20 protein-coding genes and 4 pseudogenes are annotated in these 17,127 nt (G+C 55.3%); 14 read left to right on the forward strand and 10 right to left on the reverse strand.

Annotated features, from left to right (window positions below; translation table 11 throughout):
• Positions 1 to 99: 99 nt before the first annotated feature.
• From AC0L7U_RS19215 to AC0L7U_RS19230, 4 genes are read right to left on the reverse strand one after another with little or no spacing between them, the layout of a single operon-like run.
• A complete protein-coding gene (locus AC0L7U_RS19215) occupies positions 100 to 297 on the reverse strand; it encodes a hypothetical protein (RefSeq protein ID WP_473696069.1) in 198 nt (65 codons plus the stop codon).
• A complete protein-coding gene (locus AC0L7U_RS19220; protein ID WP_473696071.1) occupies positions 257 to 532 on the reverse strand; it encodes a hypothetical protein in 276 nt (91 codons plus the stop codon). Before AC0L7U_RS19220 ends, AC0L7U_RS19215 begins: the two co-directional genes overlap by 41 nt.
• On the reverse strand, positions 484 to 1,539 hold the full coding sequence (locus AC0L7U_RS19225; protein ID WP_473696073.1) for an ABC transporter substrate-binding protein: 1,056 nt from the start codon (positions 1,537 to 1,539) through the stop codon (positions 484 to 486). Before AC0L7U_RS19225 ends, AC0L7U_RS19220 begins: the two co-directional genes overlap by 49 nt.
• On the reverse strand, positions 1,520 to 1,744 hold the full coding sequence (locus AC0L7U_RS19230) for a hypothetical protein (RefSeq protein ID WP_473696075.1): 225 nt from the start codon (positions 1,742 to 1,744) through the stop codon (positions 1,520 to 1,522). The genes AC0L7U_RS19225 and AC0L7U_RS19230 overlap by 20 nt, the downstream gene beginning before the upstream one ends.
• A gap of 326 nt (positions 1,745 to 2,070) precedes the next feature.
• Here AC0L7U_RS19230 and AC0L7U_RS19235 point away from each other — a divergent pair, with 326 nt between their 5' ends.
• The 3 genes from AC0L7U_RS19235 (at position 2,071) to AC0L7U_RS19245 (ending at position 3,549) form a co-directional block, all read left to right on the forward strand.
• Positions 2,071 to 2,355 carry a GntR family transcriptional regulator gene (locus AC0L7U_RS19235; RefSeq protein ID WP_473696077.1) on the forward strand — a complete coding sequence of 95 codons (285 nt, stop codon included), beginning with the start codon at positions 2,071 to 2,073 and terminating at the stop codon, positions 2,353 to 2,355.
• Positions 2,352 to 2,774 carry a GntR family transcriptional regulator gene (locus AC0L7U_RS19240; RefSeq protein WP_473696079.1) on the forward strand — a complete coding sequence of 141 codons (423 nt, stop codon included), beginning with the start codon at positions 2,352 to 2,354 and terminating at the stop codon, positions 2,772 to 2,774. Before AC0L7U_RS19235 ends, AC0L7U_RS19240 begins: the two co-directional genes overlap by 4 nt.
• 160 nt (positions 2,775 to 2,934) lie before the next feature.
• The gene (locus tag AC0L7U_RS19245; protein WP_473696081.1) at positions 2,935 to 3,549 is read left to right on the forward strand and encodes a GntR family transcriptional regulator; all 615 of its coding nucleotides are present in this window, start codon (positions 2,935 to 2,937) and stop codon (positions 3,547 to 3,549) included.
• Here the strand turns inward: AC0L7U_RS19245 and AC0L7U_RS19250 are convergent.
• Together AC0L7U_RS19250 and AC0L7U_RS19255 are read right to left on the reverse strand one after the other, a co-directional pair.
• Positions 3,538 to 4,194: an NrsF family protein gene (locus AC0L7U_RS19250; protein ID WP_473696083.1), complete on the reverse strand. Its 657-nt coding sequence runs from the start codon at positions 4,192 to 4,194 to the stop codon at positions 3,538 to 3,540. The two genes, AC0L7U_RS19245 and AC0L7U_RS19250, sit on opposite strands and share 12 nt — an antisense overlap.
• Before the next feature lie 8 nt (positions 4,195 to 4,202).
• Positions 4,203 to 4,781: a sigma-70 family RNA polymerase sigma factor gene (locus tag AC0L7U_RS19255; RefSeq protein ID WP_473696085.1), complete on the reverse strand. Its 579-nt coding sequence runs from the start codon at positions 4,779 to 4,781 to the stop codon at positions 4,203 to 4,205.
• A gap of 181 nt (positions 4,782 to 4,962) precedes the next feature.
• Here AC0L7U_RS19255 and AC0L7U_RS19260 point away from each other — a divergent pair, with 181 nt between their 5' ends.
• Positions 4,963 to 5,775 (forward strand): alpha/beta fold hydrolase, encoded by an 813-nt coding sequence (locus tag AC0L7U_RS19260; RefSeq protein ID WP_473696086.1) that lies wholly within the window; start codon positions 4,963 to 4,965, stop codon positions 5,773 to 5,775.
• Between the two features lie 326 nt (positions 5,776 to 6,101).
• Here AC0L7U_RS19260 and AC0L7U_RS19265 read toward each other — a convergent pair.
• Positions 6,102 to 7,110, reverse strand: a pseudogene (locus AC0L7U_RS19265) (GlxA family transcriptional regulator).
• On the reverse strand, positions 7,107 to 7,667 hold the full coding sequence (locus AC0L7U_RS19270) for an isochorismatase family protein (RefSeq protein ID WP_473696088.1): 561 nt from the start codon (positions 7,665 to 7,667) through the stop codon (positions 7,107 to 7,109). Before AC0L7U_RS19270 ends, AC0L7U_RS19265 begins: the two are co-directional and overlap by 4 nt.
• A gap of 238 nt (positions 7,668 to 7,905) precedes the next feature.
• Here AC0L7U_RS19270 and AC0L7U_RS19275 point away from each other — a divergent pair.
• The 6 genes and pseudogenes from AC0L7U_RS19275 to AC0L7U_RS19300 all read left to right on the forward strand — a co-directional run bounded on the left by AC0L7U_RS19275 (position 7,906) and on the right by AC0L7U_RS19300 (position 12,196).
• Positions 7,906 to 8,499, forward strand: a pseudogene (locus tag AC0L7U_RS19275) (TetR/AcrR family transcriptional regulator).
• Between the two features lie 198 nt (positions 8,500 to 8,697).
• Positions 8,698 to 9,391, forward strand: a pseudogene (locus AC0L7U_RS19280) (type 1 glutamine amidotransferase domain-containing protein).
• Positions 9,392 to 9,522: 131 nt separating this feature from the next.
• A complete protein-coding gene (locus tag AC0L7U_RS19285) occupies positions 9,523 to 10,287 on the forward strand; it encodes an alpha/beta fold hydrolase (protein ID WP_473696090.1) in 765 nt (254 codons plus the stop codon).
• Positions 10,288 to 10,379: 92 nt separating this feature from the next.
• Positions 10,380 to 10,802: a GlcG/HbpS family heme-binding protein gene (locus AC0L7U_RS19290; protein WP_473696092.1), complete on the forward strand. Its 423-nt coding sequence runs from the start codon at positions 10,380 to 10,382 to the stop codon at positions 10,800 to 10,802.
• A 346-nt stretch (positions 10,803 to 11,148) separates the two neighbouring features.
• Positions 11,149 to 11,679, forward strand: coding sequence for an MFS transporter (locus tag AC0L7U_RS19295; protein ID WP_473696507.1), 531 nt, complete (start codon positions 11,149 to 11,151; stop codon positions 11,677 to 11,679).
• On the forward strand, positions 11,663 to 12,196 hold the full coding sequence (locus tag AC0L7U_RS19300) for an MFS transporter (RefSeq protein WP_473696509.1): 534 nt from the start codon (positions 11,663 to 11,665) through the stop codon (positions 12,194 to 12,196). The genes AC0L7U_RS19295 and AC0L7U_RS19300 overlap by 17 nt, the downstream gene beginning before the upstream one ends.
• Before the next feature lie 53 nt (positions 12,197 to 12,249).
• Here AC0L7U_RS19300 and AC0L7U_RS19305 read toward each other — a convergent pair whose 3' ends face one another.
• A complete protein-coding gene (locus AC0L7U_RS19305) occupies positions 12,250 to 13,170 on the reverse strand; it encodes an AraC family transcriptional regulator (protein ID WP_473696095.1) in 921 nt (306 codons plus the stop codon).
• Between the two features lie 98 nt (positions 13,171 to 13,268).
• On the opposite strand from AC0L7U_RS19305, the pseudogene AC0L7U_RS19310 reads away from it, so the two are divergent.
• The 4 genes and pseudogenes from AC0L7U_RS19310 (at position 13,269) to AC0L7U_RS19325 (ending at position 16,374) form a co-directional block, all read left to right on the forward strand.
• A pseudogene (locus tag AC0L7U_RS19310) lies at positions 13,269 to 14,098 on the forward strand (oxidoreductase).
• A 501-nt stretch (positions 14,099 to 14,599) separates the two neighbouring features.
• On the forward strand, positions 14,600 to 14,749 hold the full coding sequence (locus AC0L7U_RS19315; protein WP_473696096.1) for a hypothetical protein: 150 nt from the start codon (positions 14,600 to 14,602) through the stop codon (positions 14,747 to 14,749).
• A 154-nt stretch (positions 14,750 to 14,903) separates the two neighbouring features.
• Positions 14,904 to 15,731, forward strand: a complete 828-nt coding sequence (locus tag AC0L7U_RS19320) for a sulfotransferase family protein (RefSeq protein WP_473696098.1) — start codon at positions 14,904 to 14,906, stop codon at positions 15,729 to 15,731.
• 523 nt (positions 15,732 to 16,254) lie between these two features.
• Positions 16,255 to 16,374: a winged helix-turn-helix transcriptional regulator gene (locus AC0L7U_RS19325; protein ID WP_473696511.1), complete on the forward strand. Its 120-nt coding sequence runs from the start codon at positions 16,255 to 16,257 to the stop codon at positions 16,372 to 16,374.
• A gap of 23 nt (positions 16,375 to 16,397) precedes the next feature.
• On the opposite strand, the gene AC0L7U_RS19330 is transcribed toward AC0L7U_RS19325, so the two are convergent.
• On the reverse strand, positions 16,398 to 17,027 hold the full coding sequence (locus AC0L7U_RS19330) for a TetR/AcrR family transcriptional regulator (RefSeq protein ID WP_473696101.1): 630 nt from the start codon (positions 17,025 to 17,027) through the stop codon (positions 16,398 to 16,400).
• Positions 17,028 to 17,127 lie beyond the last annotated feature (100 nt).

The following is a 17,127-nucleotide window of genomic DNA, read 5'->3' on the forward strand; positions in this document are numbered from 1 at the left end:
TTCCTGTCTTGAAGGCTTCGGGAGCAGCGGATCACATGAATGGAAAACTGACCGCCGCCAGTCAGGCTCTGGGCCCTGACCAGCGGCGGCAGAGGTGCATCAGTCCTTGCTGATGGAACGGTAGTCGACATGGGTGTGGAACCAGTAGACATACCCTTTGACGTCTTTCTGCATCGCCACATCAGAGAACAGGTTGGCCACTGGGATGCGCGGGACATCGGTCATGGCAATCTTGTTCATCTTCGAGATGAGAGCGTCATATTTCGTCTTGTCGGTCTCGAACCCGAGCTTGGCCAATCATCTTGTCCAGTTCCGGGTTGTCATAACCGGAGGTGTTGAAGACGCTGTTGTTCTTGCCGTCGTAAGTCCAGAAGTAAAAATATTCCGGATAATCGAGCCAGCCATAGAAATAATTGATGTCCATGGGCATGGATTTCGCGCCCATCTTGGCGAACCACTCGGAGCTAGGAACCTTGTGAAGCGTTACATCAATGTTGAGCTTCTTGAGTTGTTCCTGAATAAGCAAGGCCATGGGTTGTTGCACCGTTGCCTGTAGCTCATGTCGTAGTAGAGATCCGTCTTGAACCCGCCGCTGAGGCCTGCCTCCTTGAGCAGAGCCCTGGCCTTGTCGAGATCCGTATTGTAGTGCGAGGCAACTGGCCATTTCGGTGCAAACTCTGTCTTGGGATCTCCGCCATAAAGCGGTTTGGCGCGCTCATAGAGCGCCTGCTTCATGATTGTGTCATAGGGCAGGGCATAGGCGATTGCCTGACGCACTCTCTTGTCGGTGAAAGGTTTCGTGTGAACGTTCAGGTCAACCTGAAACGTTTCATTTTGCATCAGCGTGCCGATAACGTTGACTTTGCCTGCGGCTGCGAGCTCGGCATAGTCCTTGGGCGGCAGGCCGATGGAGATGTCGACATCGCCCTTTTCCAGCAACGCACGTCGTGTCCCGGCGGAGGCGATCTCGCGGTAGACCACTTTTTTCATCTTCGGCAAGGGCCCCGATTTCCAGTCATCGAACCGGGCAAAAACGATCTGGGTGCCGGTCTTCCAGCTTGCGATCTTGAAAGGGCCCCCGCCAGCGTCATGCGTGCGCGTCCATTTCAGCGCCCACGGATCGTCGGCTGTGGCATGTGAGAGGGCGAGGGTCTTGTTCATCACGTTCGGAACCTGGACCGCAAGGTCCGGCAAGGCCAATTTGTCGGCCTTGGGAAGGGTGATCTTGAAGGTGTATTTGTCGACGACAGAGAACTGATCCGGATTGGTGAGGGAGCCTGCCGCCATCTGCGTGGTCGGAAAGCCGCCTGCCTTGACCGCTCGGTCGAAAGACCATTTGACGTCGGCGGCCGTCACCGGGCTGCCATCGTGGAAGGTTGCGTCCTTGCGCAGATGAAAGATCAGGGTTTTGCCATCGTCGGAGACCTTCCAGCTTTGAGCCAGTTCCGGTTCGATCTTGGTATGGTCATAGGTGACTTTGCCATCGGGCAGGGTCTTGGTGCCATAGGTGACTAGCCGGTCATAGATCTGCCAAGGCAACCATCTGACTGTATTCGTTGGCGGCAGGTGCCATCGGATCCAGCGAGTTGGGCCCATGTTCTCCGACTTCGACCAGCACTGATTTGGGGGTTTTTGCCATGGCAGGGGCAAGACCTGTCACTAACAGCAGAAGTGAGGCGGTGGCGGTCGCCGCAAGACGCGTCTTGCGCCTGCTTGATTGCAGATTGAGTGGTTTCGGGTACATTCTATATCTCCTTGTCACGACATGCCTGCTAAAAAATTCTAATCACGCCTACGCAATGATTGTGCCAATATATTAAGTTATTGAATTTATTGTGTTTTACATTTTATTGCATTAAATATCAAAAATTGAGTATGCCTAATCGTTGATCGAATGCTTTTGAATCGGGCAGAGTATGCGTATTATGCAGAAGCGTAATCAGATGATTCTCTGCTCACCTCGTCGCCCCGATTGCATAGTGGTGGCACAGGTGGTTTGAAGCGCAGGGCACTGATTGTGAGGCGCAAGCCGCGTTCTGGAAAAGAAGCATTGTGGTCGGGTGAGAGATAGTGGACGGAATTGCTGAAAAACCAGAAGCCGCATCAAAGCGGCAGGCCCGTCGTCCTTTCCGTCGGATGACGCTGCATGAGCAGGTCGTGGATCGCCTTCGCGAAATGGTGCTTAACGGCGATATTGATCCGGGTGAGCGTCTCAATGAGGTGGAGATTGCGGAGACACTCAAGGTGTCGCGCACTCCTTTGCGCGAAGCCATCAAGATGCTGGCCTCGGAAGGTGTGCTGGAACTGCTGCTGGGCGTGGCGCGCGCGTCCGCCGGTTCAGCCCCGCCGAAGTGATTGATCTGTTTGAGGTGATTGCCGCGCTGGAGCGCCACGCAACGGAGATGACCGTTGCGGTGATGAAAGAAAGTTTGCGCGTAGAGGTTCAGCGGCAGCATGACAAGATGGTTCTGGCTTTTGAGAATCAAGATCGGAAAAGCTATTTCAAAGCCAATCAGAGAATCCATGCCATTCTTGTGAGTGGCTGTGGCAGCCATGAACTTGTTGCCTTGCATGACAGTCTGACAAAAAAGGCGCGTCATGATCGCCAGTTTACACTCTTGTCCGAAGAGCGGTGGGCGGCGTCGATGCGTGAACACACAGCCTTGAACGACGCGATCCAGTCTGGGAACGTGCGGGATGCTGGAGAACGTATGCTGGAACATGCTCGCCTGACCGGCGTAGCGCTTGCTGAAGTGCTGAAATCGCAGGCGTGAAGGCTGCTGACAGGAGGGTTAAAGGGTCACTATGAGCGACGTGCACACGAGGTCTGGAGCAGGCAGTCCATGGCAATCAATCGTCGGTCACTTTATGATCCGGTGGCCGAGCATTTGCGCGAGATGATCATCAAAGGCGATCTGGTGCCTTGGCGCGAAGGTGCCGGTCAGCGAGTTGGCGGCCGAGTTTGGTGTTTCACAGACACCTATGCGAGAGGCCCTCAAGATCCTGGCCGAAGAGCGGCTGGTTGAATTGCTGCCAAGTCGTGGTGCGCGGGTTCTGGCCTATACGCAGGAAGAAGCCTCTGATCTGTTTCAGGTGATTGCCAGTCTGGAAAGTCTGGCCGCCGAGCTTGTTGCGGTGAGTATTTCTCAGTCTGATTTGGATGAGCTGACGCAAATGACGGCACGGATGCGCCAATTCTATGAAACGCAAGACAAGGAACCTTACTTCGATCTGAACAGCCGTATTCACGACCGGATTGTCAAATTGACGGGCAATGATGTTTTGATCGAGATGCATGGAAAGTTGCTCGTGCGGGCAACGCGTGGCAGGTATATGGCGATTGTCAGCCGGGAGCGTTGGAGCGAAGCGATGATTGAACATGAGGAACTGTTGTCAGCGTTTTGGGAGCATGCCGGCGATCAGGCGGCGTCCATCTGGAAGCGGCACCTCATGCACACGGGGAGTCCGTGTCAGCGCTTTTGTCCGGGGGATAGCGGCAGGCTGTTATGTCGTGCGGGTGGTCGGGCCAGCTATCGGTTACCATTTTAGCAGCCGTGCCCCGCAGACCGCCCCCAAGGCGGTGGAGACAAGAATAGCCGCACTGTACCAGAGCGCCACGAACATTGCCCCGTCGTTGCGACAGACCAGGGCATAGGCAGCGGCGCCTATGGTCCCCGCCAGTAAGCCAGCCGCGATACCCCCGCAGACCGGTCGTGTGACCACTCCCCGCGAGATGACTGTCAGCATGAGTGCAAGCGGCAAGAGCGATAATAAGATGATCGCAAGGGTGCAAGAGGGCACGGCAATGGCATCCAGACCAAAAACGGGGAAGCCGGTCGGGTCGAGCAGTGCTCCCAGGAGCAGTACAGTGATCCCGGGAATAAGCCACAGCCACTGTCGTCTTGAGAGGCCCGGACGACTGATTTGGCGTACGGCTGCAAAGCCCCCGATGGCAAGCAGGCTCATTGCGAAAAACTTGTAGTCGAACGCGGGGTGAACGAGAGTTGCAAGAAGACCTCGGGGGGCCGTTAGCAGAGATCGGCCCAATGTTGCAGCGATCAGGAAACCGAGCACGATGGCGACCACAAGCCAAAGGTCGAAACGGTGCGGTCTCGCCAGAGACGAGGGCACATCGGATCCGGCATCGGCAGCGAGAGTTGCAATCAGCTCTTGTGTGTTTGTCTGCTGTTCCATGTGGGCTTTTAGTCCGTCGTGGCCAAGGTGCGTGGGGACACATCGTTGTTTGCAAGGGCCTGCAGGCGTTTCAGAGCGCGATGAAGCGTGACACGTACGGTGCCTTCGCTCTTGTTGGTTCGGCCCGCGACCTGCTGAATGCTCAACCCTTCGATTGCAAGAAACCTGACAATTGTCTGCTGCGCAGGTGGAAGCTGTGTCAGTCTCTCTTCTACATCTACTGACGCCTGTAATGGATCCTGTACTCCGTCGTCGACAAGGGTTTGCCATTCCTCGAAGCTCAAGTCGCGACGGTGCAATCGGTCACGGTATCGGCGGCGCAATGCATCGTTGATCTTGTAGCGTAAAATAGCGTGAATCCACGGCAGAATCGGACGGGTTTCATCCCAGCGACCGCGCATCTTGTGAATACCGATCAGCACCTCCTGCAAGATGTCCTCCACCTCGTCTTCGGCGCCAGACATACGGGCGCGTATGATCCGGCGGGCGCTCAGTGCGATGTCCTCCAGTAAGTGCGAATACGCTGCCGCATCGCCGCACCTTTCGGCCCGCATGGCATTCGCCCAGTATGTTTCCTTGTCTTCCATGCCTATAGTCCTTCGCGCCTGACGCGGATTTGTTACATCGCGGCTGAGACTTTTCTGCGGCCATGAAGAAAATTACGTTTTTGTAATGCTGTTGCGTTTTTGCGCCGGGCACGAACTTCACTTTAGAGCCTGATGGCCTCGGGCCGGTTCAATGTGGTTTTTCGGGGCAGGAGACATTGTGATGAAGTCGTTTAAAATGATGGCCAGCCTTGCGGTGCTTGCAACTGGTGTATCCGGTCTGAGTATCGCACCGGCATTTGCTGCCAAAACAGCCCCTGTCTTGCATGACGTCGTTCTCGTGCACGGCGCATGGGTGGATGGCTCTGGCTGGCGACCAGTCTACGATATGTTGACGAAAAAGGGGTATCATGTCGCGCTGGTGCAGGAGCCCGAAACGTCGCTTGCAGACGATGTGGCCGCAACCCGGCGTGTCATTGATGCGCAGGATGGTCCTGTGTTGCTTGTCGGACATAGTTACGGTGGGTCGGTGATCACCGAGGCCGGGATGGACCCCAAGGTCAAGGGGCTGGTCTATGTCGCCGCGCATGCGCCGGATGTTGGCGAGAATGAGCATGACCTTGGCAAGAAATATCCCAGCGTGCTCGGCAAGGTAAAGGGGGCCATTGTCGTGAAAGATGGCTTCACACACCTGAAGCCATCCCTTTTACCTAAGTTGTTTGCCCCGGATCTGTCTGCGGCACAGGCGAAATTCATGGCGCAGTCGCAGGTTCAAACGGCGGTTGGCTGCTTCTCAAGTCCGATGAAGGCTGCTGCCTGGAAAACAAAGCCAACTTGGGGAATCGTTGCAAGTGCGGATCAGATCATCAATCCGGATCTGGAGCGATTTTATTACAAGCGCGCCAAGGCGCATATGACGGTCATCAAGGGGGCCAGTCATTCGGTGTATGAATCTCATCCCAGGCAGGTCGCAGTCGTTATTGAGACCGCTGCACGAAAGGCTGAAAGCGAGCTGGCGAAAATGACCGCTAACTAGGGGCTGTCCCCATAAATGGTTTCAAATGGTCGGAGCAGATTTTCCTGCCTGTTAGGCGCGGCTGGGCAGAAAACCGTCGGGTTTTCAAGATGTCGCAACGATACAGGCAGGAAAATCCCCCGACCCTTCCCGGACATCAAAACCTTGCGATCGATCGGTCTGTGTCCGCCGGTCGAAGTCCGCTCTTCGCCGCTTTTCTTGCATCGCTATGCGCTTTATGACGTCATTTAAAGTGCATTTATGGGTCCGCACTCTAGGGGGTGGACCCAGTTTTGGTCGGTTGTCTTTCATTTGCATTTGCAAAATGGCGGTCGCCGGGCTGGCTTTTACACTTCGACGGCACGCATCTGGCTGGGAGGAAGCTCGTAGAGACGGTTCCAGTACGCGGCGCAATTGGCGGGTCGAGGCGAAGCCCGCGCGCAAGGCTACGGTTTCCATATCAACCCGCGACCCGGTCAGAATTTCGCGGGCAAGTGCCACGCGCATGCGATTGACATAATCCGTGATACTCATGCCTGCGTGGTCATTGAAGAGACGTGACAGGTTGCGTGTGCTTGCGCCACTGGTGCGCGCAAGTCGCTCCAGAGACCAGTTTTGCGCCGGGTCTGCGGTCACGGCATCTTGTGCCCGGTGAACAGCCGGATGGATGTGATTGCGGCCTTCAAGCCACGGTGACAACTGTGGATCGGCTCCTCCGCGGCGCAGATAGACCACCAGATAGCGCGCCACTGCGAGGGCGCAGTCATGACCGATGGTTTGCGCCACGATATGAAGCATCAGATCGACACCGGCGGTGATCCCGGCGCTGGTCAGCCGGTCTCGGTCCTCGACGAACAGCCGGTTTTCCCGGATGCGCGCCAGGGGCGCCAGCCGCCTCAGATCCTCAAGGCAGGCGTGGTGGGTGGTGCAGTCATGCTGGTCGAGGAGACCGGCTCGCGCGGCCAGAAGGGCGCCTGAGCAGATAGAGACGAGGCGCAGGCCGGGTCGTATGGTGGATTTCAGCCAGTCGACAATCACCTCTTCATGGGCGGCATCATCGGGATCAGAGGTTTTTTCCGTTTCGTGCCCCATTGTCAGCACTGTACTGCCTGCGATGACGACAAGGGCGTTGTCCGGCAAATGGTCTGGCAACGGCAGGATGTTAGTCAGGCCAAGTCCAATGGAGCTGCTGGTCTCGCGTGAGGGGCCGATATAGGTGACCGAGAATTGCACCCGGCTCTGGTCAAGATTGGCCTTGCGCAGCACCTCGATGGGGCCTGCTACGTCAAGCAGCAAAACACGAGGTGGCACCACAACGTAGACCGGGATGTCCAGAAGCTGCGCAAGAGGTTTCATGCGGGTGGTGTCTCCTGCGCACCGGCGAGGGCATCTTCCACGGTAGCGATGCGGGCAAATCTGTCGGCCAGCACCAGTTCTGTGCGGGCGCGAATATCGGCGGCACTCCATGTATGTCCGGCGGCATCGGTCATGGGAAAGGTCAGCGTTGCCTCGCCCACATAGTCGACGGTATAGCCAAGGTCGGACGCATGGCGGGTGGTGGTTTCACAGCACTGTTCGGTGCGAATGCCGCAAACGATGACGCGGCGAATTCCGTTTGTGGTCAACCATACATCCAGACCACTGCCGATCAGGGCGCTGTGACGGCGCTTGCGGAAGACCGCGTCGGGCGTAATTGCGATAGGATCAAATGTTGTGACGAAGCCGGACTCTTCCGAAAAATCTCCGCTGTTTTCAACGTGGAAGATCTGCACGACAGGAATATCCTGTGCTTTTGCGCCGTCAATAAGGGTCTGAAGACGGTCGACAAAGTGGTCGAGGCCGCTGGCGTCGAAATACGGGCGGTGCCGGAATGATTCCTGAACGTCGATGACGAGAAGAGCGGTATCGGACATTTCATGTACTCCTGTTTTTGAACATACCGCAATTTAATCAGTGTTAAAGCAGATAAAAATGTTCCAACAGGCCGAAGATCGGACATATCGCGCCATATCAGGTGATCGCGAGATTTGGTGTCTGAGATGTCGGGCAAAAGCATTGTGGAGGCGGCCTTGAGGATGAAAATACGATCTTGATGAAGTTTTTTGATTTTTGCACTAGACGACTGGTCTAATCTTCTTTATCTGTCAAGTCATGAACACCGCAGCACACACCACTGATGTTCGGGAGCACATCCTCGAAACCGCTCAGACAATCATGAGTGGCAAGGGGTTTTCCGGAGTAGGGCTGAACGAGATATTGTCATCTGCAAAGGTGCCGAAGGGATCGTTCTATCATTACTTCGGCTCAAAGGAAGTGTTCGGAGAGGCTTTGCTGGAGCGATACTTCGAAAACTACCTGTAGCAGCAATGGATGAGATGTTTTCCCGGTCCGATCTGACGGGTAGCGAGCGTCTCATGATGTACTGGCGTCACTGGGTCGAAACGCAGACGGCAGATGACCCGCAAAGCAAATGTCTGGTGGTCAAGTTGGCCGCCGAGGTGTCTGACCTTTCCGAGGCGATGCGGCGTGTGTTGTTGAAGGGGACGAAACAGATCACGGCAAGATTGGCCGAGACAATCGAGGCCGGTCTTGCAGACGGATCGCTTTCTGTTGAGGGCGAGCCTTATGAGATTGCCGCGCAATTGTACCAAGCCCTAGCTTGGGGCAAGTTTGCTGGCGAAAATTACCAAGGATGATGCTCCGTTGCGCGCTGCAATGGAGGCGACCAACACACGACTGGGATGATGCGCAGCGCGAGACGGAGCGAGCGCAGCACCGGTCTGATTTAAAACGGTCAATTTATAGACGACTGGTCTACTATTGACGTTGATATCGGTTGATGCCGCATGAGCGGCTCAGCCCATTGCCCGGATTTTCGGGTTTGCAGGCCGGGTGTCACAAGATGTCTCGGCGCAACTGAAACGATAGAAAAGGTGACATGACATGAAAATCTTGATGGTTTTGACCTCGCACGATGAGTTGGGGTCCACTGGCCGGAAAACCGGTTTCTGGCTGGAAGAGCTGGCAGCGCCTTACTACACCTTCAAGGACGCTGGGGCTGAGATCACCCTTGCTTCGCCAAAAGGGGGGCAACCACCACTTGATCCGGTGTCCAATTCGGAAAACTTCAAGACCGATGATACACGCCGGTTTGAAGCCGACACCGAGGCGAATGCAGCCCTCGCCACGACGTTGAAGCTGGCTGATGTGACCGAAGCCGATTACGACACCGTCTTCTATCCCTGGTGGTCATGGCCCACTTTGGGATCTGACCGAAGATGCCAACTCTGTGGCCTTGATTGAAGCGTTCAACACGGCAGGCAAGCCCTTTGCGCTGGTCTGTCATGCCCCCGGTGTGCTCCGCGACGTGAAAGGCACCGATGGACAGCCACTGGTCAAGAACCGTGCGGTGACGGGCTTCACCAATTCGGAAGAAGAGGGCGTCGGCCTGACAAAGATCGTTCCGTATCTCGTCGAGGACGTTCTCAAGGCAAAGGGTGGCAAGTTCACCGCTGGCCCGGATTGGGGGTCGTTTACCGTACAGGATGGTCAGTTGATCACCGGCCAGAATCGCAGGTCTTCGGCCGAAGCAGCGGCCCGGCTGATTGAAGCGCTCAGGGTGCAGAACGCTGCCTGATGACTGGTCCGAAGCCCGTGGCGCCTTGTTTCGATAAAGCGCCACGGGGTCTGGTTGGGACACGTTTCCTGACGCCAGGCATGGTCTGCGCCTGCTCGTCCATCTTCCTCCTTTATTTCAGGAACAATCCAATGCGTAAAACGCTTCAACTTTTTGCCAGTGGTGTGCTCTTGGCATCGCTCGGCGTGTCCATGACGCCTGCGTTCGCTGCTGGAGATCGGATCTCTAATGTCGTGCTGGTGCATGGTGCCTTTGCTGATGGGTCGGGCTGGAAAGCCGTCGCTGCCTTGCTGCAAAAAGACGGTTTCCATGTCAGCGTCGTCCAGGAACCAGAGACAAGTCTGGAAGACGATATCAAGGCGACCCAACGCACACTTGATCAGCAGACAGGACCGGTCGTTCTGGTTGGCCATAGCTATGGCGGCATGGTGATCACTGATGCGGGCAATGATCCCAAGGTGAAGTCGCTCGTTTATGTCTCGGCCTTCATGCCAGACGTTGGTGAAAGCCTGTTGTCCCTCGTCAAGACAAAGCCTTTGCCGAATGAGGACATCAAGGCCACCAAAGATGGGTTCCTTTACCTTGAGCCCTCGCGCTTTGCAGCCGATTTTGCCGCCGATCTGCCGAAAGAGACGTCGGCCTACATGGCGATCTCTCAGGTCTACACGGCCCACAAGGCCTTCGTGGCCAAAACGGAGAAGGCGGTATGGCGCGATAAGCCGTCCTACGCGATCGTCTCCACGCAGGACAAAGCGATCAATCCCGACCTTGAACGCTGGATGTACAAGCGCGCTGGCGCGCATGTCACGGAGATCAAGTCCAGCCACGCTGTCTACATGGCACATCCGCGGGCCGTGGCGAGGGTGATCGAAAAAGCAGCGTCTCCTGCGAAGTAATAAATCCGGTCAGATGCGTTTCCCGGGGGCAAACCCTCGGGCAGGCGCCTCTCGATCGAGACAAGCAAAGACTTCTCGCAAGAGGACACGACATGCCCAGAACGCTTGAAACACTGACATCGGACGATGCAACCGTCATGCTCAAGGTCGCAGAAGCACAGGCCGCCGCCCTTGGCCTTCCCTATTGTCTGGCGGTGGTCGATGCCGCGGGACACCTCATTGCCTTTCGACGGCAAGACGGCAGCCAGCCGGGCTGTGTTGATCTGGCGATTAACAAGGCCAATACCGCCTGCATTTTCCAGACCGCCACCCATACGCTTGGTCATCTTGCCCAGCCCGGAGCCGACCTTTTCGGCATTCAGCACAGCAATTCAGGACGCGTCGTCATCTTCGGCGGTGGCTTGCCCGTTTTTCGCAATGGACGGGTAATCGGCGCTTTTGGTGCCAGTGCAGGCTCCGTTGAACAGGACATCCGTGTGGCGGAAGTCGCTGTCGCCACTCAACAGGTCGCATGACCGCTCGCCCTTTATCCAAGTCATCGGAGGCAGCTCTCCGGCCCTTTTAGAGAAAGAAATCGATATGACCCCGCATCCCTTGCCATTGTCGTCGTGTGACGCAGTCCCGAAGACGTTTTCATTCCGTCCCGCGCGGCCGTCCGCGCAGGTCAGGAGGCGATGCGAATGCGATCCGGGTTTCCATTCCTCTTGCCATTGCCTGTATTGTCCTGGTTGGTATGGATTTACGCCCCGGAATTGCGTCTATCGGACCGTTGTTGCCGCAACTGCGTGACGCTTTCGCCATGTCGACGCTTCAGGCGTCTCTGCTAACGGCCATTCCGCCTTTGCTGATGGGGGGCTTGCCCTGCCGACGCCATGGCTTGCTCATCGGTTCGGCCGCAATCAAACGATCATCCTTGCACTGGTGCTCATCAGCTTGGCAACCGCGACGCGGGCGCTGGTTGGGACGCAAGACCTGCTGTTTGTCACAACGGCGCTTGTCAGTGCGGGGATCGCCGTGGCCGGGGCGTTGATCGGCGGCTTTGTGAAGGGCAATTTTCCCCGTCATGCGGCCTTGTTCATGGGGCTTTATGCAATGTCTCTCGGGTTGGGGGCCGCGATTTCTGCCGGTCTGACGGGACCGCTGGCGATGATCACCCATGACTGGCGCATCAGTGCCGGCATCTGGGCGCTGCCGGGGGTGAGTGCAATTGTGGCATGGTGTTTCATTGCACGCGGGGAGGCGTCCTCTGGTGGGATCCGGCAGACAGCTCCTGCGGCCAGAAGCCCTCTGCCTCTGCGCAATCCGGTGGTACTGGCAGATCGCGCTTTACTTTGGCGCCAACAATATTCTTTTCTTTGGTTTTCTGTCCTGGTTGGTGCCGATCTACCTTGAGCACGGCACCAGTAGAGCGACGGCAAGCCTGATTCTGACCAGCTTTACGGTCGTGTTCATGATAGCAAACCCTTTGCCGGGTCTGTTTGGACGTCGGGAAGACCGACGTTATCAGATTGGTCTTGCGGCCCTCGTCGCCGTCGTGGGAATTGTTGGGATCACGCTTTGGCCCGACCGCCTGTCTTTCCTCTTTGTGCCTGCCATTGCCTTCGGTGTCGGATCGTCTTTCACTCTTGGCATGACACTGCCCCTTGACCGTGCCCCAACCCATCATGAGGCAAATTCATGGAATGCTTTCGTTATGGCTGTGGGATATGCGATGGGAGCGATTGGCCCATTGATGGTTGGTCTCTTGCATGAGCTGTCGGGCGGGTTTCAGCTGCCACTTTGGCTTCTCGCAGCAATCGCTGTGCTGATGCTGGCCATGAGTTTTCGCCTCGGACCCGATAGACAACGCAGTCGCCAGCCACATGATGCAGGACAGAGCTATGTCAGCCCGGGTGTGTATCGCTCATGACAAGGGTATGAGGCTCTGAATGGCCGAAGGAGGGACGAACCTCTCCTTCGGCTTTATCGATCAAACAATTCGCCGATGTGCTGCCGCACCCATTTGGCCTCTTCCGAGGCCGTGCGGTGGAAGTGTCGTTTGAAGTCGCGGCTGAATTGCGCCGCACTTGCATAGCCAACCGATATGGCGACTTCGGCGATGCTGTCTTGCTGGCGGGCAATTCTCAGTCGGGCTTCGTGAAGCCGCAGCGCCTTCACATATTGCATCGGGCTGCTGCCGGTCAGCGCCTTGAAGTGGACATGAAAAGAGGGAACGCTCATGCCTGCGTCCGCGGCCAGATCTGCGACCAGGATGTCTGCACAGAATGTCTCGCGCAGCCGCGCCAGGCTTTGAACGATCCGGCCCGCCGTGCCTTGCTGGTTCAGCGCTGCAATCATTGCATCGCCTTGTGGGCCGACGAGAACGCGGTAATGCAACTCCCGCAAAAGGGACTGCCCCAGAACCGTTGTTTCTATAGGGCTCTGCAGCGTGTGGAGCAGGCGCGCCACCACATTTGAGAGGTCGGGATCCATGCGGCTCGACATCAGGCTTCTTGCCCTTGTCGCGGATGACTGTGGGCGGCCTGCTTGCACTTGTGTGGCGATTTCCGCTGCGAGGCCCATGTCGAATTCGACATAGACCGCCAGCAAGGGCGCTTCCGGGCTGGCCGTGGATTCCATCCGAAAGGGTACAGGCACCGACACGGCCAGATAGTGGTCTTCGTCGTAAAGATAGACTGCGCCATCCAGAAACCCTTGCTTGCGACCGCTTAGAACGAAAACCACACCCGGCCGGTAGAGCACGGGCACATCGCGCAGGTGCGTGTCGCTGCGCAGAATGCGGACCTGTTCAAGGCCCGTGGCGTTGTATCCGGCACGTGGGGCAAGTGTTGCAGCGAGCTCGGCCAGATCATGCAAGGTGATGGTGGTTTGTGTCTGGTTCATAGGATTAGTCAATTCTTTTAGAGAAACAGCAGTCGCTGATCCGCTGTTTCAAGATTATTGGTCAGCTCGTTCCCGCAATCAAGGAAAGACCAACCATCATGGACAAGAAAACATTTTTCATCACTGGCGCCAATTCCGGTTTCGGGTTTGCCATTGCCGCCGCTGCACTGCGCGCAGGCCATAGGGTCATCGGCACCGTGCGGTCTGTCCGGGCACAAGACACATTGGCGGAACGTTTGCCCGAAGCCCATTCCGTTCTCTGCGATGTGACGGAGTTCGACCGCATTCCGGAGATTGTCCGGCAGGTGGAGGCGGAGCACGGGCCAGTCGATGTTCTGATCAACAACGCTGGGTATGGCCACGAAGGCACGCTGGAGGAATCTCCGCTGGACGAGATGCGGCGTCAGTTTGACGTCAATGTCTTTGGGGCGGTTGCCGTTGCCAAGGCCTTTTTGCCGCTCTTCCGCGAACGGCGGCGTGGGTTCATTGCCAATGTGACGTCGATGGGCGGTATGATCACGATGCTCTGGCATTGCCTATTACTGTGGCAGCAAGTTTGCTTTGCAGGGTATTTCCGAAGTGATGCGCGCCGAAATGGCCCCTTTCAACGTTCATGTGACTGCGATTTGTCCAGTGCTCGTTCCGCACGGACTGGGCCGGGCGCTCAATGGTGCGCAGTGACCGCAAGATTGCTGACTATGACGCGTTGTTTGATCCTATCCGTCAGGCGCGGCAGGAGAAAAACGGCAAGCAATTGGGCAACCCGGACAAGCTGGCGGACGCGGTGCTTGAGTTGATCAAGACGGAAAACCCACCCCCGCAGCTGCTTTTGGGCAGTGACGCTCTAACCTTTGTCTCGCAACGTATCGACCGCCTTAGACAAGAAATCGAAACCTGGACACCGCTTACCGTGTCAACGGACGGCTGAGGCGGTATTCCGAGTCGGAGTTTACTCTGTTCAAGCTTGGTAGAGAGGTCATTAAGATTCAGGCGAAGGCTCAGCCTGTTTCCGCGTCCGCAGTGGTGGGGCGGTGTAAGAACCAGATCCCACCGCTGTGATTTTGATAATGTGTCTGAAAATCGTTCGGCTGCATATTTGTTTGATGAGTAGTTTAAGGCACATTCAGAGCCTCAACTATGGGCGCAGAGTATATGGAGTAAGTTGTTATTTGCGGTTGACTAAGCAAGGATGTTTCAAGATTCTATCTTTCAAATTATCAAGGTTAAAAGAATGTCGTCGTCTCACTTGAGAAGCGTGCATATTTTCTGCTCAGTGAACGGCGAAAACCTAAACAACGCCTTAGGCGATCACCAACGATTGAGGAAATGATGTTTTTTGCCCGTATCGGATCATTGCTTGCCTTAGTTAGGATTGGTGCTAGGGGTGTTATCTCTGGGAGCAGGGTTTTGGCTCGGCTCCAATTTGCCGATGAATGATCCTGAGGCCATGGCGCAAGCCCAAGCCTTTTTTGATCGCCGTTATGGGGCAACCACGGGCGAAATGGTGACACGGGGTGAATATCTGGTGCTTGGTTCGATTGTTCTTGGCATCCTGGCCACGATCGCGCGACGACAGTGACAATTCCCGCCTGACAAGGCCCTAGGTGTTTGATCCCAGATTTTGTCTTTCAAATTATCAAGGTTAAAAGAATGTCGTCGACTCACTTGGGAAGCGTGCATATTTTCTGTTCAGTGATCGGCGAAAAATCAATAATATCACGGAAAATCATACAATGATGGGTATTGGACGTATTGTTAAGTCGACCTTCCGATATGGTCGTGATGCTGTATGTGATATGTCAGTAAAACGGACAGATTTGGATCTTTATCAGGTTTATTCTTTAATTTCGAAAAATGGAGCGAGCTTCGAATACTTAACATATATATATCCGGAACAAAGAATTGTTTATCGAGAAGTTCCAAAATGTGCGTCTAGCTTCATTTTAAAGGTTCTTTTTGAGGCACGTTACGGCATTGGCGCGAAAGCTAAAAATTTCCATAAGCAAAGCAAAGACAAGCTGCTCTCTCCCAGTCAGTTGGGGCTGCGAAAATTTGTCTGCCTCATCGAAGACCCAAATCTTCTTCATTTTACATTTGTTCGCGACCCCTATTCACGAGCTGTTTCCTGTTATAAAGATAAATTTTCTAAAGTCATGGTAGGTGACGGCAGCTATATTAGTGCAACTTTGCTTGCATGGGCGCGCGTCTACAATAAGAAATTGAAAATGGGTTCGCCGATTTCATTTGAACAATACTGTGAGCTGGTAGCCGACACAGCGCGCGATAATATTGATGGTCATTGGACGCCACAGTCGCAATTAGTACCACGTGGTTTTATGGAACCCCGCTTTATTGGGAAATTTGAAAATATTGCTCGAGATTTTGAGGAAATATTGCAGCGAATTCATGTGAGTGATGAATTTCACGCCCATGTTCGTAAGCAATTCAAAGCGCCGTCGGATAGAAACGCCTATGAGAAATATTTAACTCCCTCGAATATGAGCGTGCTTGCAGAAGTTTATGCGGACGATTTTGAGAGATTTGGGTATTCCATTTCTTAATTGTTTGTGTCGCTTTCTGAAATTGAGTAGAGTGGTGGTCGACCGTTATTTGGTCGTCTTGATTGTGTAAGAAAAATGTTGAGGCTGGTACGGATCCAGGTTTTGAAGGCTGTGTGATCGGTCATGTTGCCGGGAAACAGGTGAGTCAAAATCTGGGATTTGTTGCTGCCATGCAAGCGGTTGCGGCAAACCTTCATCGGGAAATGCAGGCGGGCCAGTCCGGAGGGCAGGGGCTCGCTGCGTTCATCCATATAAAAGATGTCGGCAAAGGTTGGCCGTCCGATCTGGACGGCGCGAAGCGCCTTCCATGTGTCGCCGGCGGTCAGGCAGGATGACGCACTGCGAAAGTCAGTCAGGAGATCGCTGCGCATGATCAGCGGGCGGTGGAAGTTGCCGATCCTGTTTCGGCTCTATGCCGACGAGGTTTCGCGCAGTTCGCAATTTCTGCGTGACATAGAGGCGTTTCCAAAAAATGCTGGCCCAACATCTGTATTAGATGGAGGCGGATAGGCTGATCGCGCGGATGGATCATGGCGAGCAACCGCCACGGGTGGACTATCGGCTGACCGAGGAAGGCCATGCACTGATGCCCGTGTTGATCGCAGCCCATCGCTTTTCTTCAGACCATGCGGTGCAGACATAGCGTTTGCAGGCGCATCTGGCGGTTCACTTGCGTCGAGCGTCGAGAAAGCCTGTGATGAGCCGGACCAGAGCGTCTTCCAATGCGGGCGTACCCAGCAAAGGCGACGAGTGGAGCGTCGCCGCGCGTAAAACCTCGACCACGGATCGGTTTAGCACAAAGACCTCGGCCTCGTTGAGAGGGGCGGACGGGGTCTGTTCGGCGTCGCTCCAGACACTGATGATGGCGCGAACGAACCGCTCCGTTGGCTCGGGAAGGCCTTGTTCCAATGCGAATTCGATTAAAGCGCGGACCAGCCAGGGCTGGGTTTCGCTATGACGATGAAACGCCTGATGCAGCAAATGCACGATCGCCTTGATCTTGTCATCCCGATTGTTGGTGTGTGTGTCTTTCAGCAGGTCATCGATTTCCAGGTCCACCTGTTGCCGCTGGCGTTCGATCAGAGCAATGACAATCGCCTCTCGGTTGGGAAAATACTGATAGATCGTTCCAACGGAATAACCTGCGCGGTCGGCCAGATGATTGGTGGTCAACTGCTCACCGCCGTTGTGCGCCAAAATCTGAGCAGTCGCTTCGAGAATTGTGTCGATGGTCTGATGCGCGCGGGCCTGTGTTGGATTTTTTCTAACGAAATCAGGTCTTTGTTTTGATTTCATCGCACATGCTCCGGTCGACGTGTTTGCGAGTATGAAAGTCGGCTGAGGCGAATACAGTTCCACGACCGCCCTGCATTCATTGGGGTCATTACCTTTGAGC

This window comes from Roseibium sp. 10G30-5 (genome assembly GCF_055809635.1).

Excerpts from the sequence above, each read along its gene's own strand:
- AC0L7U_RS19220 (WP_473696071.1), bottom strand. The coding sequence starts at position 532 with ATGGCCTTGCTTATTCAGGAACAACTCAAGAAGCTCAACATTGATGTA.
- AC0L7U_RS19230 (WP_473696075.1), bottom strand. The coding sequence starts at position 1,744 with ATGTACCCGAAACCACTCAATCTGCAATCAAGCAGGCGCAAGACGCGT.
- AC0L7U_RS19250 (WP_473696083.1), bottom strand. The coding sequence starts at position 4,194 with ATGGAACAGCAGACAAACACACAAGAGCTGATTGCAACTCTCGCTGCC.
- AC0L7U_RS19255 (WP_473696085.1), bottom strand. The coding sequence starts at position 4,781 with ATGGAAGACAAGGAAACATACTGGGCGAATGCCATGCGGGCCGAAAGG.
- AC0L7U_RS19260 (WP_473696086.1), top strand. The coding sequence starts at position 4,963 with ATGAAGTCGTTTAAAATGATGGCCAGCCTTGCGGTGCTTGCAACTGGT.
- AC0L7U_RS19270 (WP_473696088.1), bottom strand. The coding sequence starts at position 7,667 with ATGTCCGATACCGCTCTTCTCGTCATCGACGTTCAGGAATCATTCCGG.
- AC0L7U_RS19285 (WP_473696090.1), top strand. The coding sequence starts at position 9,523 with ATGCGTAAAACGCTTCAACTTTTTGCCAGTGGTGTGCTCTTGGCATCG.
- AC0L7U_RS19290 (WP_473696092.1), top strand. The coding sequence starts at position 10,380 with ATGCCCAGAACGCTTGAAACACTGACATCGGACGATGCAACCGTCATG.
- AC0L7U_RS19305 (WP_473696095.1), bottom strand. The coding sequence starts at position 13,170 with ATGAACCAGACACAAACCACCATCACCTTGCATGATCTGGCCGAGCTC.
- AC0L7U_RS19315 (WP_473696096.1), top strand. The coding sequence starts at position 14,600 with ATGAATGATCCTGAGGCCATGGCGCAAGCCCAAGCCTTTTTTGATCGC.
- AC0L7U_RS19320 (WP_473696098.1), top strand. The coding sequence starts at position 14,904 with ATGATGGGTATTGGACGTATTGTTAAGTCGACCTTCCGATATGGTCGT.
- AC0L7U_RS19325 (WP_473696511.1), top strand. The coding sequence starts at position 16,255 with ATGGATCATGGCGAGCAACCGCCACGGGTGGACTATCGGCTGACCGAG.
- AC0L7U_RS19330 (WP_473696101.1), bottom strand. The coding sequence starts at position 17,027 with ATGAAATCAAAACAAAGACCTGATTTCGTTAGAAAAAATCCAACACAG.